Source organism: Sinorhizobium terangae, from assembly GCF_029714365.1.
GTDB lineage: Bacteria > Pseudomonadota > Alphaproteobacteria > Rhizobiales > Rhizobiaceae > Sinorhizobium > Sinorhizobium terangae.
Map to the genome: position 1 here is coordinate 3302355 of NZ_CP121659.1, position 17726 is coordinate 3320080.

The following is a 17726-nucleotide window of genomic DNA, read 5'->3' on the forward strand; positions in this document are numbered from 1 at the left end:
ATGCCCGCAGAGGCCGACGACGTTAAAAGACCCATCCTCATAATCCTGCATCAGGAGCGATCGAGCGCCGGCCGCGTGGGGCAGATACTCCAGCAGAAGGGCTTTGCGCTCGACATCCGCCGCCCCGCCCTCGGCGACGAGCTGCCGCCGACGCTGGAAGCCCATTCCGGAACTATCGTCTTCGGCGGCCCGATGAGCGCCAACGACGAGGAGGAGTTCGTCCGCCGCGAGATCGACTGGCTCTCGGTCCCGCTCCTCGAGAACAAGCCCTATCTCGGCATCTGCCTCGGCGCGCAGATGCTCGCCCGCAACCTCGGCGGCAAGGTCGCACCGCATCACGAGGGCATGACGGAAATCGGCTGGTACCCGCTAAAGGCCACCGCGGCCGGCAAGGCGCTGATGGACTGGCCGGCCATGGTCTATCACTTCCATCGGGAGGGCTTCGATCTGCCAGCCGGCGCCGAGTTGCTGGCGACCGGGGAGACCTATCCGAACCAGGCCTTCCGCTACGGCGAGAACGCCTGGGGCATTCAGTTTCACGGCGAGCTGACGCGCGCAATGATGCATCGCTGGGTGGTCCACGGCGCACACCGCTTCGTGCTGCCCGGCGCCCAGATCGGCAAGGCGCACCTCGAGGGGCGCATGATCCACGATCACCCCTTGCGGACCTGGATGGAGAATTTCCTCGAACTGATTTTCTTGCGCGGCGGGGAGCCGGCCGCGCCGAAAAGGCAGATCGCGCGTAACGGCACGGCGTGACGTCCAATCAGATGCGTTGGTGCTCCGGAACATCGAGCGTATCGATCTTGCGCAATTGCGGAAAGCCGACCGCCCAGAGCAACGACACAAGAAGCGTGCCCACGCCTCCGAAGGCGACGGCGAAGACGGCACCGAAGCCCGACGCCATCATGCCGGCGCGGAATTCGCCAAGCTCGTTCGACGCGCCGACGAACACCATGTTGACCGCGTTCACGCGGCCACGCAGTTCGTCGGGAGTCCAGAGCGTGATCAGGATTTCGCGAACATAGACCGAGATCATGTCCGCCGCGCCCATGACGACAAGTGCGACGATCGAGATCCAGGGCGTCGCCGACAGGCCGAAGACGATCGTCGCAAGGCCGAAGAGCGCAACGCCGATAAACATATAAAGACCGGCCCGGTTGCGGATCGGGTGAGCGGCAAGCCAGACCGCCATGCCGACGGCGCCGACTCCCGGTGCGGCGCGCAGAAGGCCAAGCCCCCACGGGCCGAGCGCCAGGATATCGCGGGCGAAGACCGGCATGAGCGCGACCGCCCCGCCAAGCAGCACGGCAAAGAGATCGAGCGAGATCGCCCCCAGCACGACCTTCTCCGCGGTGATGTAGCGGAAACCTGCCGTGATCGTCTGCCAGCTCTGTCCCGAGGCGGGCGAACGCACCATGGGCTTCGGCACGGCAAAGACCATCAGGGCCGCCGCTGCAAAGAAACAGAGACTGACCGTGTACGGTACAGTCGGACCGAAGCCATAGATCAGGCCGCCGGCGACCGGCCCGACGATCGTCGCCGTCTGCCAGGAGGTCGAGTTCCAGGCGATCGCATTGGGCAGGTGTTCGACTGGCACCAGATTGGGTGCGAGTGATTGCGCGGCCGGGCCGAGAAACGCCCGCTCGATCCCGAAGACGACGAGGATCGCATAGACGGGCCAGGGCGAAAACAGCCCTGTCACCGTCAACAGGAGCAGCGCGGCCGCACAAAGCGTGCTCACCGTCATGCAGATTCCCATGATGACGCGCCGGTTGTAGCGGTCCGCGACGGTACCCGTCACCAGAATGAGCGCCAGCGACGGCAAAAACTGGAAGAGGCCGATGAGGCCGAGATCAAACGGGTCGCGCGTCAGGTCATAGATCTGCCAGCCGACGGCGACGGACATGATCTGGATGGCGAAATAGGCGAGGAAGCGGGAGAAGAAATACCGCCGATAGCCGACATGCCTAAAGGCGGCGAAACGATGCGCGGCTTGGACGGCGGACATACGGGGGAAGCTCCTCGGGGCAGCAAAGCACTGGCGCAATGCCGTTAAACATGATCGCGCACGACGAAGCGTCGTACTTGCCCGTTTAGTTTCCAATGTCTACATGTCTGTCAACAACGAATTGGAGACTGGCATGATTGCTGTCATCGCAACCTTGAACTTTATTATCAACATAGCCTGGTTCCTGATCATAGCGTCGGCCATCTTCTCCTGGCTCTACGCCTTCAACGTGATCAACGTGAACAACCACGCGATCAACATGATCGGCCGCTCGCTCTATCAGCTGACCGAGCCGCTCTACAGGCCCATCCGCCGCTTCCTGCCGGACATGGGCGGCGTCGATCTCTCGCCGCTCGTGGTCCTGGTGATCCTCTATTTCATCTGGTACTTCCTCAACACCACGGTCGCTTCGGCGGTAATCGGCATATAAGTGCACGCGGCACTGACGAGACTTGACGACCATATCCGCTTGACCGTTCGGCTGACGCCGAACGGCGGCCGCGATGCGATCGACGGCTTCGAAAGTGCTGCGGACGGCGGCGAATATCTCAAGGTTCGCGTGCGCGCCGTGCCGGAAAAGGGCAAAGCGAACCAGGCGCTTATTGCCCTGCTGGCAAAACAATTCGGCATTGCCAAAAACAGGATCGCGCTCGTCTCCGGCGACACGCAGCGCAAAAAAATCCTCCGGATCGAGGCCGATCCGGAGGACATCATCAAGCGGCTCGCCGAAATCGTCGGCTAGCGCATCGGCCCGAAAATCGGACCCGATTTTCGGAAAGCACGATGCGTGGAATCAAAGAGTTACAGCGTCCTTTGTGCGTCCTTAAGGACGCACGGCGCTGTAGAGCAATTCCAGGAAAAGTGTGTAACGGTTTTCCGTCCGGAATTGCGTGATCTGGTATAGCTAAAATAGACTACTTCTTGGTCTTGGCGCGCTCGACCGCTTCCTGGATCAGCTGCTTGGCGACGCTTGCATCCTTCCAGCCGAAGATCTTCACCCACTTGCCGGGCTCCAGATCCTTGTAGTGCTCGAAGAAGTGCTCGATCTGCTTCAGCGTGATTTCCGGCAGGTCGGTGTAGTCGTGGACCTTGTCGTAGCGCTTGGTGAGATGGCTCGACGGCACGGCGATGATCTTCTCGTCCTGACCGGAATTGTCTTCCATCATCATCACGCCGATCGGGCGGACATTGATGACGCAGCCCGGCACCAGCGGGCGGGTGTTGCAGATCAACACGTCGATCGGATCGCCGTCGTCGGACAGCGTGTGCGGGACGAAGCCGTAATTGCCCGGATAGGTCATCGGCGTATAGAGGAAGCGGTCGACCACCAGCGTGCCGGCTTCCTTGTCCATTTCGTACTTGATCGGATGCCCGCCGACCGGAACCTCCACGATCACATTGACATCTTCCGGTGGATTCTTTCCGATGGAAATCGCGTCGATCCGCATAAGTACCTCCAGGGGTCGGTTTAAAAATTCGCCCCGTCGGATAAAGGGAAACATGCCGCAATGCAACATGACTTTCGTTCCGATGGGCGGAATGGCCTGCAGCGCCGCCCGTCTCGCCGTGCGGGCAAAGTCGCCATAGCTTGAAGTAGGCAGGCGGCGCGGCCAAAAGTGGGCGGCACCGGGGCATTTTGCGGAAGAGTCTCTTCATCCCAAGGACCACGGCGCCCGCGTCTTATCAGACGCGCAAAGGACGCCGTAGCACTCTGAACCGATGCAGGCACGACGCGGGCCGGTCAGTTCCAGATGAAGCCGACTTTCTTCAGGTATTTGTCGCCGAAATCTTCCATGCCCTCGGCAATGTCGCTGCCGCCGGCCGCCTGGAAGAAGCTGTAGGCATGTTCACTGTCTTCGAGGCACCAGACGACAAGGCCCCGGCATCCAAGCGACTTCAAGAGGCTCTTCGCCTCCCGGAAGAGGATGCGCCCGAGGCCGATGCCCTGATATTCCGGGCGCAGGTAGATTTCGTAGATCTCACCCTCTTGCGGCAGGGCCCTCGCCCGGCTCAGGCCCAACGTGGCATAGCCGGCGATCGTTCCGGCGACATCGACGACGAGCAGCGTTGCCGGCCCGCGCGTGGCCTTGCGCCACCAGGTTTCATCGCGGCGGTTGACCATCTGGATCAAGGGTCGATGCGGAATGATGCCGCCATAGGCCTGCAACCAGGAAACGCGATGCACCTCGGCAATCGCCGCCGCCTCATGTGGCTCCCCGGGCCTGACCTCGATCGAAACAGTCTTCATGACTCGACTCTAAACACACGACACGGCGAACCGGAATCCCGCCGGGCTGCCGGGCGGCGTTAACCCACAGGCAACTTTAACGGCATCCGAATGAAGGTTAACGCCTTTTTAACTTTATCCGCAAGCCGCCCGCGATCGGCACGCACAGCAAAAACCCCGGATCGCTCCGGGGTTGTAAATGTTTTCCGATTTCGGGGGCCGCCTATCGCAGCAGGAATTGGCAGTTGCCCCTCACCCTAACCCTCTCCCCGCAAGCGGGGCGAGGGGACTGAGGCGGCCCGGCAGGCGGATGGGGGCCTGCGCTGCGTCCTGCGACAGAAGGGTAGTTACGCCGCGCCGGCGGTCCGGGCCTTTTCGAAGCGCTTGCGCTCATGCGGGTCGAGGTGGAGCTTCCTGAGCCGGATCGACTTCGGCGTCACTTCCACCAGCTCGTCGTCCTGGATCCAGGAAAGCGCCCGTTCGAGTGTCATCTTGATCGGCGGCGTCAGGCGGACGGCTTCGTCCTTGCCGGCGGCGCGCATGTTGGTGAGCTTCTTGCCCTTCAAGACGTTGACTTCGAGGTCGTTGTCGCGGGTGTGGATGCCGATGATCATGCCCTCATAGACCTTCTCGCCCGGTTCGATCACCATCGGGCCGCGGTCCTCGAGGTTGAAGAGCGCGTAGGCCACGGCTTCGCCCGCCTCGTTCGCCAGCAGCACGCCGTTGATGCGGCCGCCGATCTCGCCCTTGTAGGGCTGATAGTCGTGGAAGAGGCGGTTCATGATCGCCGTGCCGCGTGTATCGGTCAGCAGTTCCGACTGGTAGCCGATAAGGCCGCGGGTCGGGGCAAAGAAGACGAGACGAACGCGATTGCCGCCCGACGGACGAAGCTCGACCATCTCGGCCTTGCGCTCCGACATCTTCTGCACGACGACGCCGGAATACTCTTCGTCGACGTCGATCACGACCTCTTCGACCGGCTCGAGCAGCTGGCCGCTCTCGTCCTTGTGCATGACGACGCGCGGACGCGAGACGGCAAGCTCGAAGCCTTCGCGGCGCATCGTTTCGATCAGCACTGCGAGCTGCAGTTCGCCGCGACCGGAGACAAAGAAGGAGTCCTTCTCGGAGGATTCTTCGATCTTCAGCGCCACATTGCCTTCTGCTTCCTTGAACAGGCGGTCGCGGATGACGCGCGAGGTCACCTTGTCGCCCTCGGTGCCGGCAAGCGGCGAATCGTTGACGATGAAGGACATGGTGACAGTCGGCGGATCGATCGGCTGCGCCTCGAGCGGCTCGGCGATCGAGGGATCACAGAAGGTGTCGGCAACGGTGCCCTTGGTCAGCCCGGCGATGGCGACGATGTCGCCGGCATGGGCCTCCTCGATCGGCTGACGCTCGATACCGCGGAAAGCGAGGATCTTCGAGATACGACCGGATTCGAGCAGCTTGCCATCCTGACCCAGCACCTTCACTGCCTGGTTCGGCTTGACGGAGCCGGAGTGTACGCGGCCGGTGATGATGCGGCCGAGAAAGGGGTTCGCCTCAAGGATCGTACCGATCATGCGGAACGGGCCTTCCGCCACTGTCGGCTCGGGAACATGCTTCAGAACCAGGTCGAGCAGCGGCGCCATTCCCTGGTCCTTCGGACCTTCTGGATTGACGTTCATCCAGCCGTCACGACCGGAACCGTAGAGGATCGGGAAATCGAGCTGCTCGTCGGTGGCGTCGAGCGCGGCGAAGAGGTCGAAGACCTCATTGATGACCTCTTCGTGGCGGCCGTCCGGGCGGTCGATCTTGTTGATCGCGACGATCGGCTTCAGTCCGACCTTCAGCGCCTTGCCCACGACGAACTTCGTCTGCGGCATCGGGCCTTCGGAGGCATCGACGAGCACGATCGCGCCATCCACCATGGACAGGATGCGTTCGACTTCACCGCCGAAGTCGGCGTGACCGGGGGTGTCGACGATATTGATGCGCGTCCCCTTCCACTCGACCGAGGTCGCCTTGGCGAGAATGGTGATGCCGCGCTCCTTTTCCAGGTCGTTAGAATCCATCACACGTTCGGCAACGCGCTGGTTCTCGCGGAAGGACCCCGATTGCTTCAGAAGCTCGTCGACGAGCGTGGTCTTCCCATGGTCGACGTGCGCGATGATCGCGATGTTACGAATGCTCATTTTTTGTCTCGGAAAGTTCGTGGGCACGCGCGACAAGGCGGGTACCGCTTTTCAGTTGCCGCGCTCATACAGGTTTTTTTGCAGGAGCGAAAGGGGCCAGCGCACATAGCAGGGCTGCGTTGGACCCCCTCTGGCCTGCCGGCCAGAGGGGGTTATCCGCGCTTCTCCCATCCATATCCGGTACACCTTTCTGAATCGCTCAAGCAACGGCCGCCGGATCGAGCGTCACGCGCCAGAGCTCCTTATCCTGGCGATCCATCAGCCGAACGGTCATCTGTTGCGTCCGGCCGTTGATGTCGACGATGCCGAAGAATTGCAGGCCGGCAGATGGCGGCAGGTTGCTGTCGATGCCGCCGCCGGACGCCTTGATGAAGCGGACCTCGGGGCCAAAGGTCATGTCGAGTTCCTTCGGACCGTAGGTGCCGGAATGCAAGGGGCCGGACACGAACTCCCAGAAGGGCAGGAATTCCTTGAAGGCGGCGCGCGACGGATCGTAGTGATGTGCGGCCGTATAGTGGACGTCCGCCGTCAGCCAGACAACGTTCTCGATCGCGTTGTCACGGATGAACCGCAGCAGGTCAGCGAATTCCGTCTCCCTTCCCATCGGCGCGCCGTTTTGGCCGTTGGAAATCGCGTCCGACCCGCGTCTTGCCGAATAATCGTCCCAGACGACGAGGCCGATCGGCATGTCGCAGGCGATCACCTTCCAGGTGGCGCGCGAGGCAGCCAGTTCCCGTTTCAGCCAGTCCGCCTGCCGCCAGCCGAAGAGACCGCCGTCGCCCTCCCCCTGGTTGGGGCCGCGATAGGAGCGCAGATCGACGAAAAAGACGTCCAGCAATGGGCCGTAAGCAACCTTGCGGAAGATGCGTCCAGGCTGTGTCGGCAAGGTGCGGATCGGCGTCATCTCGTGGAAGGCACGAGCAGCACGCGACGCGTAGACCGCCACGTCCTTTTCCGGATAGCGCGGATCGTCTCTGAGATCGGTCGAGGCCGACCAGTTGTTCAAGACCTCGTGGTCGTCCCATTGATAGAAGGTGGGGCAGACGGCATTGAGCCCGCGCACGTGCTCATCGAGCAGATTGTATTTCCACTGGCCGCGATATTCTTCGAGCGTACGGGCGACGTCACGTTTCTCGGGCGTGACGATCCGGTTCTTCCACATGCCCCCGTCCCGAAGCTTGATCTCGTCCGGGATGGGATTGTCGGCATAGATCGTGTCCCCGGAATGGATGAAGAAATTCGGCTCGTGAAGCTGCATGGTCGAATAGGTCTTCATGCCGACCTCGTCGATGCCCCAGCCCTGGCCTGCCGTGTCGCCGGACCAGACGAAACGCACCGACCGTCGGCGCAACGGCGCCGTGCGGAAACGTCCGACGATCGGCTCGGACACGCGATTGGGGTCATAAAGATCGGTCGCGGTGAAGCGGTAGAAGATGTCCTGGTCCGGCAGCAGGTTGTCGAGCCGGCCCTTGATCGCGCAGTCGGTCTGCGGCGTCGCGTCGATGTCGGGAAGCCGGACCGCATTCGAGAAGCTTTCGGTGGTCGAATATTCGACGGCTACCCGCGCTGGCCGGTCGACCCGCGTCCAGACCATGCCCGATTGCGTATCGACGTCACCGGACTGCACGCCATGCAGGAATTCCGGCCGCCCATAGCCGCGGGCATAGAAGGGTGTCGCAACACCGGAGGAAGCAACGAGACCGGCGGCGCCGGCGGAGAAGAGGAAAGAGCGCCTGGTCAGCGTGCTTCGAATGTCAGCCAAATTCTGCCTCCGGTACCGTTTCGCGAATCATCGGGTTCTCGCGGCGGACCATTGGCGAGCCGCATGTCAGCGGCTTTACAGCGGGATGAAACTATTTGAACGGTTTGGCGACAGTTCTATGAAAGAGCGGCGGTAAGGCGAACCCCGCCTATGGCCGCCTATCACCATAGGGTTGGGGAGGGGCGATGTTCCGTCGTCACGCTGGCGGGTACAGCTGCCGCGGCGGCCTTGCGCCACCGAAGCGACTGGCAGGGCGCAGATGCGCCGAAAGCCGCCTCACCTCATTCCCGCATCAGTGCGTGAAATCGTAGTGATCCCGGACGTGATGGTTGAAATAGCCGCCGGCGGAGTCCGCATGCACCAGTTCCTCGTAGATGCTCTCCGGAACATCGAGGTAATGGTAAGGTCTGCGATTGCCGACGAACCAGACGCTGAGCGTCCGATGGCGCGCGTCGTAATTGACACGTTGGATCGCGGAAGAGTCCAGGATCGCGGACGATTGCAACATTGGCATTGGCGTCTTCCCGGTTGATTTCCAGAAGTCGCTGACACCTGACATCATACATCAATGGCCGCGATTTTTAAACGACGCTGCGCCGCCTGGCGCCGGCGTCCCGCGCAAGGCAGCCGCGGGCAATGAAGACGCAGCACTTTGAATTGCCGCATGAATTGTCCATAACTCGGGTCCCGAATTACGGAATCGTGCAAATAGCGGCTATCCCATTCACGAGGTCTTCTCCTTGGCCCAATCGAACACCCCCTCTCGCGACCGGCTCGAAGCCGTTCTCGCCCGCCTGGATGCGCGCCGGGCCAAAGAACGTGTCTTCGTGAAACTCTATTCAGACATCGCCCGCGCGGAGGCCGACGCCGCCGACCGAAGGCTGAGCGATGGAAAGAGCCTCGGCCCGCTCGACGGCCGGATCGTCTCGATCAAGGACCTCTTCGACGTCGTCGGCGAGCCGACGCTTGCCGGCTCGGTCATTCGCCGGGCGGCAGAACCGGCTGCGGCGGACGCGGCGGTCGTCCAGCGGCTGCGCGCCGCCGGCGCCGTCATCATCGGCAAGACGCACATGACCGAATTCGCGTTTACCGCCGTTGGCCTCAATCCGCACTATCCGGTACCCGGCAATGCGATCGACGCGCGCCTCGTACCCGGCGGCTCATCGTCCGGCGCGGCCGTCTCTGTGGCGGAAGGCACAAGCGAGATCGCCATCGGCTCGGACACCGGCGGCTCGGTGCGCATTCCGGCGGCGTTGAACGGCCTCGTCGGCTTCAAGCCGACCGCAAGGCGTGTACCCCTCGACGGCGCATTCCCCCTATCGCCAAGCCTCGATTCGATCGGCCCCCTCGCACGCACGGTCGCCGACTGCGCGCTTGCCGATGCTATCATGGCGGGCGATACGCCAGGACCGTTGACGCCGCTGGCCCTCGACGGATTGACGCTCGGGCTTCCGAAAGGCCTGCTCCTCGACGACCTCGCGCCGGAGATCGCCAGGGCCTTCGAGGCGAGCCTGCAAACGCTCTCCCGCGCCGGCGCAAAAATCGCCGAATGCAGCATCGACGATCTGCTCCTCCGCTTTGCCGAGGCAACGCAGATCGGCTCGATCGCCGCCATCGAAGGCAGCCGTATACATCGCGACTGGCTTGACGACGGGGACGCACCCGTCGATACCCGGGTAACATCCACGCTGCGCCGGCGCCTGACCGTACCCGATGCCACACTGGAAAAGCTGCTGCAGACGCGACAGGTCCTCATTCGCGCCATGCACGAGCGGCTGGCGCCCTACGACCTCATCGTCCTTCCGACCATGCCGATCCCCGCCGTCCGCATTGTCTCTGTGGAACATGACCAACAGGAGTATCGTCGCGTCGAAGACCTGCTCCTGCGCAACACGCAGGTCGCCAATCAATTCGACCTGACGGCTGTCACGCTGCCGATGGCTGGCACAAGCCTACCGGCGGGTTTGATGCTGGTCGGACGAAGCGGGACGGACCGGACGCTGCTGGCCGCAGCGGCGTCCGTCGAAAGGTTGCTGCAAGCCGGCTGAATGATGCGGCCTAAGCTTCAATGCACAGCCTCGGACGCCCCATCCTCGTCGAGGATCCGAAATGCATCTTCGAGCGCGGCAACCAGAATGTCCGTGAGTTCGTCGCCGCGATTGTTGGCGAGAAGCAGGGCCAGAGCGGCATCCTGCGGGTCGCTGTAGTGCTGAACATCATTTGACATCTCATCGTCCTCTTTCGCCGCGTCACATTCCGGCAGTTGAGACGGTGATAGGAAGGCCGACTTGTGCAGGGCTTGTGGGACGGCGCAAATCACCGCTCGCTGCAGCGCCGCCTGTCTTACACGACAGCAGGGTAGTGCTGCCTCGTCGGCCGCGGTACGGCAACGCTTCTCCTCAAGCCTCATTCCTGCTTGTCACAGGAATCCAGCCAACTCAAGTCCTTGGGCTGAATGACTCTTCTGCGCCGCGGACGCGGCGCTGCTGGATACCTGTGACAAGCACAGGGATCACGGCAGAAACACATTCGTCAAACCCGTTGCGCTACTGTGTACTGTCATCAGGCGCGCAAAGGATGCTGTAGCGCTTTGGATTGCTATTTGTTCCGGCTGTGCCCCCTGTGGGGTACGCTTTTTGCTCGCCCTTGCATTGCAGGCACGATAGAGGATCACGGAACTCGACGGCGGATGTGAGGATGGCGAAGAAGAAAACCGACAATACACATTATCTGCAGCGGCTGAGATCCGAGTTCCCCGATGTCCATGGCGCTTTTCTTTCCGGCAGGATCCCATCCTTGCGCAAGGCCCTCGTGACCGCCGGCATAAAGCCGGAGCGCACCCGGCTTGATAAGCTCAAGAATTCCTGGGGGAAGGCGACCGACGCCGAGCGTGATGCCTTTTTGAACTGGCTCGCGGCCAGGGGCGCGCTGTCAACAACGGCTGCTGCGCATTCCCCCGCCCCATCGCCCTCTGCGGCTGCCGTGGAGGCTCCGATCGCAAGCGGCCGCTATCTGCTGCCCTCCGCGATCACGGAGATCAAAGCGATCATGGCCCAACGCCGGCTGAAGCCGGGCGACGTCATGCAGGAAATCGGGTTCGCCCCCGACGACCGTTCCCTCGCCCATGCGCTTGCCCGCGGCGCAAGCCTCAGATTGGCGGTGATCGCCGCGTTGGAGGCATGGCTGCGCACGAACGCGCCGGGATGAGCCTACAGGTGTGATTTCGGCACGAGCAGCGCTTGCCATGGGAGTTGCAACGTTGAAGGAAACCCGCTCCGACCAACTGCTCGGCATCGACGTCGGATACTCGCGGTCGCGGCCGACCACGGGCGTTGCGTGGTGTGTCGACGGAAACTTCGGCTGCGCACGGACGCACAGTGACTGGGACCGCCGACAGCGCCACATTCCGGCGTCGACGACATTCTCGGTTATCGCCATCGACGGCCCCTTGATGCCGCCTGACGCGCCCGATGACCTCGGTCGTTTCTGCGAACGCCTATTTATCCGCGGGGCATTCCAAACGCGCTGCAAGCCGGGACTCAGCCACCACGGCCATGGTCTCGCCCTGAGAAAAGCCGCGGCCGAGACGGCAGCGCAGGTCAGGCACCTTGCGGCCGCACCGATGATCGCCAAGTCCGTCATCCCCGGAGCCGCAATCATCGAAGCTTTCCCCAACGCCTTTCTCGGCGTCCTTCTTGAGAATGAGCGTTTTGCCATGTCGAAGGCGGCGAAGCGCAGGAAGTTCGACTGGCTGTACGACCATTCGGTTGAAAGCCGCGTCTTCGACAGGCTTCTTCGCGCCATCGGCTGGAACAATGAGACGTTGCTTCAGAAGGTCACAACCGAACGAGACCATGAAAAACGGGCAGCGTGGATCTGCCTACTGACAGCGGCAACCGCCGCCGCAGGCAAGTCCGAAATCGTCGGGGACGACGCCGGAGGTTGGCTCTGGCTACCGCCGGCGGAGCTTTGGGCGGAGTGGGCGAGACAGGCTTTGGCGGAGAACAGGGCAGCCGTGTCGGCGAGTGGCACAACGGGCAGCTAGGCGTTGTTTAGCCATCGCGTCATTTACTGGCGGAGAGGGGGGGATTCGAACCCCCGATGGGCTTGCACCCATGCCGCATTTCGAGTGCGGTGCATTCAACCACTCTGCCACCTCTCCGCGGGGCCGGTTGGCGCTTGGACAGCGCGGTCGGGTTCATAGCGGCAGGTTAGTATAGCCGCTATCATCACTGAACCGGCACGATGGGCGTGGCCTCATTGTGCCGGATCGTCGACGGCAGTGGAAGCGGCAGCAATTCCGAGGACTGCACCCAGGGGCACGCTATCCCCTTCTCGGAGCCAGTCGCCGTATCCGGTCGAGCTTCGCCCCTTCACGAGAGCAGACGCCGGTGAGGGTTTGGAGAAAGGTATATCTCGCGTCAGCTCCAAGTGATCTCCTCTAGGAAGGAGCCCTCCATCTCCGATCAGCTGGTCCCGAAGCTTCTTAACGTTCGCCGGCAGGCTCTCCGTCGTCTTCGTGTTGATCTTCGAGCCCGTCAAGAGCACGTAGGCACCGTCAGCATATCTGAGGTAGGCCCGATCATCCGGCCGCTTGGGCAGTGTCGCGTAAAGGTCGATCGACAAGGTCGGCACCTCAACAATGGCCGGATCGTTTTGCTTGGCTGGCGACGTCGACGTTCGCTCCTGGACGGAGAAGAGGTCATAGCCCAGGGCCTCGAGCACGTAGATCATGTTCCCCAAATAGGTCTGCATGGTCGCGATATCAGCGCGCGGCAAATTGGAGCTCGTCGGCTTGTTGGCATTCGCGACCACCACCTTGCCGCTGTTGCCGCGCAGGATCGACCACAGCTTCAGCTCCAGCCACTTCACATGCGCTCGCGTGAGATTGTCGTCCTTGCTCGTGAAGATCAGGAAAGTATCGAATTCGATCGGGAACTTGCCGTTCGTGTAACGCTGGGAAAAGTCGTCACTTTCGCCGACATAGATCTCCGGCAGGTCGTCATCGGCGCCGCTTCTAATCAACAGATAGACACAGGAACGGCTCAGAACCTCGGCTTCCAGAGCTTTCTTGAAGAATTCCGGTTGCCCGGTGATCGCAACGCCTGTCCAGTTGTCGAGCTCGACCGTGCGAAGACTTCGAGGATCCTGACCGGTGATGAAGATCTTCACGACCCGACCGACAGCTTCACCGTAACTCATGAACAAAGCACCCACCCACGCCTGCGATTGAAGTGCAGTAACGCGCAGGCTTGCCCGTAAGTCAAAGCCTTGACTGAAACTTTTCAGCTTTTGCGTGCAAAATGACTTCCCTATTGCTGGCGTGGTTCGTAATGTCTCACCCATGAACGACGCCGCATTCCATCCTGAGGATCGTGCCCGCTCGCTGATCGACCGGCAGTTGGTCGCTTGTGGGTGGATGGTTCAGTCGCGCTCGGAAATGAATCTCGGCGCCGGCCCAGGCGTCGCGGTGCGCGAGTTTCAGACGGCGTCCGGTCCCGTCGATTACGCTCTCTTCGTCGGCCGAAGGCTCTGCGGTGTCGTCGAGGCCAAGGCCGAGGGAACGACGCTCTCCGGCTTCTCGGATCAGGCCGCCCGTTACATTCATGATATGCCGGGCCATCTGGTCCGCGAGGATGGCCAGGTGCGCTTCGAATATGTCGCATCCGGCAGCGAGACGCTGTTTCGCGATCATGCTGATCCGGAGCCTGTCTCCCGTCGAGTCTTTACCTTTCATCGACCCGAAACCCTGGAGCTCTGGCTGCGCGAGCCGAAGTCTCTTCGCGCCCGCCTGCAGCAGATGCCGCCTCTTGTGGAAGACGATCTGCGAGGCTGCCAGATCGATGCGGTGACCAACCTCGAGCAGTCGCTGGCCCAGAACCGCCCGCGTGCGCTGGTGCAGATGGCGACCGGCGCTGGCAAGACCTTCACGGCCGCGACGCTCAGCTATCGCCTGCTCGCCCATTCCGGCTTCAATCGTATCCTCTTCCTCGCTGACCGGGCAAACTTGGTGCGCCAGACGCGAGACGAATATCTCGCCTATCGCCCGCCCGGCACTGGGCGATCCTTCTCCGAGATCTACAATGTCCAGAAGCTCGGCAGCGCCGGCATCGACAAGGATGCGCAGATCGTCGTTTCCACCATCCAGCGTGTCTATTCGGTGCTGACGGGAAAGGAATTGGATGACGACGAGGAAGAAGCGTCGGCTTTCGAAGCCGTCCCGGGTGGGCAGGAGCGCTTCGTCAGCTACAATCCGTCAATCCCGATCGAAAGCTTCGACCTCGTTATAACTGACGAATGCCATAGATCAATCTACGGCACATGGCGCCAGGTGCTCGACTATTTCGACGCCTTCATCGTCGGCCTGACGGCGACACCGTCCTTACACACGCTTGGCTTCTTCGGTCGCAATCTCGTCGCGCAATACCCCTACGAGCGCTCCGTGGTCGACGGCGTCAATGTCGGCTTCGAGATATTCCGCATCCGCACCGAAATCGGCGAACGCGGCGCGACCGTTAAAGCCGGCTATGATCTCCCCGTCCGCGACAAGCGCACGCGCGCCGAGCGATACGAAACGCTGAGCGAGGACTTCGCCTATACGGCCGACCAGCTCGACCGCACGGTCGTCGTTCCGAACCAGATCCGCACGGTGCTGGAGACCTATCGCGACTCGCTGTTCACCGAGCTTTTCCCAGGTCGTCAGGAGGTTCCGAAGACCCTCATCTTCGCCAAGGACGATCATCATGCCGAAGAGATCGTCACCATCGTCCGCGACGTCTTCGGCAAGGGCAACGACTTCGCCAAGAAAATCACCTACAAGATCGACGGCGCAGACCCCGAACAGCTGATTCGCGCCTTCCGCAACGACTACAATCCCCGCATCGCCGTCACCGTCGATATGATCGCGACCGGCACCGACGTGAAGCCGCTTGAAGCCCTGATCTTTCTGCGCGACGTCAAGTCCGAGCTCTATTTCGAGCAGATGAAGGGGCGCGGCGCGCGCACTATCAGCCCGGAAAAGCTGCGCGAGGTGACGCCGGATGCCGACGCCAAGACGCGCTTCGTCCTGGTCGATGCCGTCGGCGTCTCGGAGAGCCTGAAGAGTATATCGCAGCCGCTGGAGCGCAACCGCGCCATCTCCTTCGACAAACTGATCGACGAGATCGCCGCGGGACGACGCGATGATGATGCCTTTGCCACGCTGGCCGCCCGCCTTTCAGCGCTCGACCGCCGCATCGGCGACAAGGATCGCGCCGCCGTTGTCAAAGCGACGGGCGGCTTGGATCTGAAGGCGATCGCCGCCCGCCTGCTCGATGCCATCGATCCGGATGCGCTCGCCGCCCATATCCCGAAGACGGCGCCCGAGCCCGAGCAACAGCGCGCCAAGGACGCGGTCAAGGAACAGGCGGCCATGCTCTTCGATGATCCGAAGCTGCGCACGCTCCTGAAGGACGTCAAGGCTGCCGCCGATATCCGCATCGATACCGTCTCGGTCGATGCCGTCGTCTCCTCCGGCTGGGACGAAGCCAAGGCAGGCGACACGGTGAAGCGCTTCAAGGCCTTCCTGGAGGAAAAGCAGGATGAGCTCGTCGCCTTGCAGATCCTCTACCATCGGCCCTATGCGCAGAGGCGGCTCACCTATGAAGCGGTGGACGAGCTGCGCGATGCGCTGAAGCGACCGCCCTGGCTTCTGGAACCGGTTGACATCTGGCGCGCCTACAATCGCCTCGCCTCGGAAATGGTGCGCGGCAACCCGGCCGGCACGCTTGCCGATATCGTCATGCTGGTGCGCTATGCTATGGGAGAGGCCGAATCGCTGGAGCCGCTGACGTCGCTTGTGGCCGGGAGATTCAATCTCTGGCTCGGCCGCGAGGAAAAGGCCGGGCGAACCTATAGCGACGAGCAGCGTGCCTGGCTCCTGGCAATCCGTGATCATCTGGCGGTCAATATCGAAATCCGCCCGGAAGACATCATGGACGCGCCGGAATTTTCCGGGCGCGGCGGCATGATCAAGGCGCGAGGCTTGTTCGGCGCACGCCTGCCGGCCCTGCTCGATGAACTGACGGAAGTCTTGGTGGCGTGATGGACATGACGGTGGCGGAGCGGGAGGGTGGCTCGAGCGACGAGCCCTGGGAACTGCCGAGGGGCTGGTGCTGGACGACCATTGAGACGGTAGCACCGGTCAACCCGTCCACGACATTCGAAGAGCTTCCAGCCGATAGCGAGCTGAGCTTTGTGCCTATGGCAGCCGTCAGCGAGGAGACCGGAGCAATCAACTTGTCAGCAAGGCGCCCGGTCGCCGCAGTGGCGAAGGGTTACATGCGGTTTCAACAGGGCGATGTGCTGTTTGCCAAAATTACTCCGTGCATGGAAAACGGGAAGGTCGCCCCGGTCCCAGAACTTGCCGAACGCTTTGCCGCCGGCTCGACTGAATTTCACGTTCTCAGACCTGTAGCCGTTGCCCAGAGGTTCCTATGGTATTGGCTTGTCAGCCGAAGGTTCCGTCACGAGGCACAGCGAAACATGAGCGGGTCGGCAGGTCAGCTTCGCGTCCCCGCAGGTTTTCTTCGTGAAAGCTCAATCCCGCTGGCACCGCTTCCCGAACAACGCCGCATCGTCGAACGCATCGATACCCTGTTTGCCGAGATCGCCGAGGGCGAGGCAGCGCTTGAAGAAGCGCGCAGGGGGCTCGAGACCTTCCGTCGCTCCCTGCTGAAGGCCGCCGTCACTGGCGAACTCACCCGCGACTGGCGCGAGACCAACAAGCCGACCGAGACCGGCCACGACCTGCTCGCCCGCATCAGGGCGGAGCGCGAGGCGAACACATCCAAAGGACGAGGCAAGCGCGCGCAGGTGAACGAGCCGCTGGACACTTCGGAGTTGCCAGACCTGCCGAAGGGGTGGGCGTGGGCTAGAATTGGTGATCTTTTTGACGTCAGCACTGGCTCCACCCCTTCCAGGTCAGACCCGACTCTTTGGAATGGCGGAATATCTTGGGTAAGCAGTGGCGAGGTCGCCTTTTGCCGCATTCGTCATACAAAGGAAACGATTTCTCGGGCGGGCCTGGGAAATGCATCGACGCGCCTCCATCCTCCTGGAACAGTTCTCCTGGCGATGATCGGAGAAGGCAAGACGCGGGGCCAGTGTGCCATCCTCGATGTGCCCGCAGCCAATAACCAAAACTGTGCCGCCATACGAGTGTCCGCGACACCCATACCTCCCGAATATATTTATTGCGTCCTGGAGCAACAATACACTGCTTCGCGGAAGGCTAGTCAGGGTGGAAATCAGCCGGCGCTCAATGCCGGTAAGGTTAGTAACATCCGGATACCATTGCCACCGCTGGACGAAATCGGCGCCATCCTGCACGTAACATCTGAATTGCAGACCGCGTTTGATGACGCTCTTACCGAGCTGGATAAGTCGTCCTTGGATGCCGCTCGCCTCCGTCAAGCGATCCTAAAGTCCGCCTTCGAAGGCACACTCGCGCTCCAGGATCCGCATGACGAGCCCGCCTCGGTGCTACTCGCCAAGATAATCGCACCCTAAAGT

General features: G+C 62.0%; 16 protein-coding genes and 1 tRNA gene. 8 read left to right on the plus strand and 9 right to left on the minus strand.

Annotation, left to right across the window (positions count from 1 at the left end):
• The gene (locus QA637_RS15640; protein WP_153436719.1) at nt 1-759 is read left to right on the plus strand and encodes a glutamine amidotransferase; all 759 of its coding nucleotides are present in this window, start codon (nt 1-3) and stop codon (nt 757-759) included.
• A 7-nt stretch (nt 760-766) separates the two neighbouring features.
• Here the strand turns inward: QA637_RS15640 and QA637_RS15645 are convergent, their stop codons facing one another.
• Entirely contained in the window at nt 767-2011 is a 1245-nt protein-coding gene (locus tag QA637_RS15645) for an MFS transporter (RefSeq protein ID WP_283062234.1), read from the minus strand.
• Nucleotides 2012-2144: 133 nt separating this feature from the next.
• Here QA637_RS15645 and QA637_RS15650 point away from each other — a divergent pair, with 133 nt between their 5' ends.
• Complete coding sequence (locus QA637_RS15650; RefSeq protein WP_136505441.1) at nt 2145-2441, plus strand: YggT family protein; 297 nt, start codon at nt 2145-2147, stop codon at nt 2439-2441.
• On the plus strand, nt 2442-2753 hold the full coding sequence (locus QA637_RS15655) for a DUF167 domain-containing protein (protein ID WP_283062237.1): 312 nt from the start codon (nt 2442-2444) through the stop codon (nt 2751-2753).
• 172 nt (nt 2754-2925) lie between these two features.
• On the opposite strand, the gene ppa is transcribed toward QA637_RS15655, so the two are convergent.
• From ppa to QA637_RS15680, 5 genes are all read right to left on the minus strand, one after another.
• Nucleotides 2926-3459, minus strand: coding sequence for an inorganic diphosphatase (gene ppa, locus QA637_RS15660; RefSeq protein ID WP_153436721.1), 534 nt, complete (start codon nt 3457-3459; stop codon nt 2926-2928).
• Between the two features lie 293 nt (nt 3460-3752).
• Nucleotides 3753-4259: a GNAT family N-acetyltransferase gene (locus tag QA637_RS15665; RefSeq protein WP_153436722.1), complete on the minus strand. Its 507-nt coding sequence runs from the start codon at nt 4257-4259 to the stop codon at nt 3753-3755.
• 326 nt (nt 4260-4585) lie between these two features.
• A complete protein-coding gene (gene typA / locus QA637_RS15670) occupies nt 4586-6412 on the minus strand; it encodes a translational GTPase TypA (protein WP_153436723.1) in 1827 nt (608 codons plus the stop codon).
• A 199-nt stretch (nt 6413-6611) separates the two neighbouring features.
• Complete coding sequence (locus QA637_RS15675; protein ID WP_283062240.1) at nt 6612-8174, minus strand: alkaline phosphatase D family protein; 1563 nt, start codon at nt 8172-8174, stop codon at nt 6612-6614.
• Nucleotides 8175-8466: 292 nt separating this feature from the next.
• On the minus strand, nt 8467-8688 hold the full coding sequence (locus QA637_RS15680) for a KTSC domain-containing protein (RefSeq protein WP_153436725.1): 222 nt from the start codon (nt 8686-8688) through the stop codon (nt 8467-8469).
• A 226-nt stretch (nt 8689-8914) separates the two neighbouring features.
• Here QA637_RS15680 and QA637_RS15685 point away from each other — a divergent pair, with 226 nt between their 5' ends.
• Nucleotides 8915-10222, plus strand: a complete 1308-nt coding sequence (locus QA637_RS15685; protein WP_283062242.1) for an amidase — start codon at nt 8915-8917, stop codon at nt 10220-10222.
• 17 nt (nt 10223-10239) lie between these two features.
• On the opposite strand, the gene QA637_RS15690 is transcribed toward QA637_RS15685, so the two are convergent.
• Nucleotides 10240-10401, minus strand: coding sequence for a hypothetical protein (locus tag QA637_RS15690; protein WP_283062244.1), 162 nt, complete (start codon nt 10399-10401; stop codon nt 10240-10242).
• 470 nt (nt 10402-10871) lie between these two features.
• On the opposite strand from QA637_RS15690, the gene QA637_RS15695 reads away from it, so the two are divergent.
• The gene (locus QA637_RS15695; protein WP_283062246.1) at nt 10872-11381 is read left to right on the plus strand and encodes a hypothetical protein; all 510 of its coding nucleotides are present in this window, start codon (nt 10872-10874) and stop codon (nt 11379-11381) included.
• Between the two features lie 37 nt (nt 11382-11418).
• The gene (locus QA637_RS15700) at nt 11419-12219 is read left to right on the plus strand and encodes a DUF429 domain-containing protein (protein ID WP_283062248.1); all 801 of its coding nucleotides are present in this window, start codon (nt 11419-11421) and stop codon (nt 12217-12219) included.
• Between the two features lie 27 nt (nt 12220-12246).
• On the opposite strand, the gene QA637_RS15705 is transcribed toward QA637_RS15700, so the two are convergent.
• Nucleotides 12247-12336 (minus strand) — tRNA-Ser (locus QA637_RS15705).
• A gap of 95 nt (nt 12337-12431) precedes the next feature.
• Nucleotides 12432-13376 (minus strand): DUF4357 domain-containing protein, encoded by a 945-nt coding sequence (locus QA637_RS15710; protein WP_283062250.1) that lies wholly within the window; start codon nt 13374-13376, stop codon nt 12432-12434.
• A gap of 142 nt (nt 13377-13518) precedes the next feature.
• Between QA637_RS15710 and QA637_RS15715 the strand changes: the two genes are divergently transcribed.
• Both QA637_RS15715 and QA637_RS15720 read left to right on the plus strand, forming a co-directional pair.
• A complete protein-coding gene (locus tag QA637_RS15715; protein WP_283062252.1) occupies nt 13519-16257 on the plus strand; it encodes a type I restriction endonuclease subunit R in 2739 nt (912 codons plus the stop codon).
• On the plus strand, nt 16257-17723 hold the full coding sequence (locus QA637_RS15720) for a restriction endonuclease subunit S (RefSeq protein ID WP_283062254.1): 1467 nt from the start codon (nt 16257-16259) through the stop codon (nt 17721-17723). The genes QA637_RS15715 and QA637_RS15720 overlap by 1 nt, the downstream gene beginning before the upstream one ends.
• Nucleotides 17724-17726 lie beyond the last annotated feature (3 nt).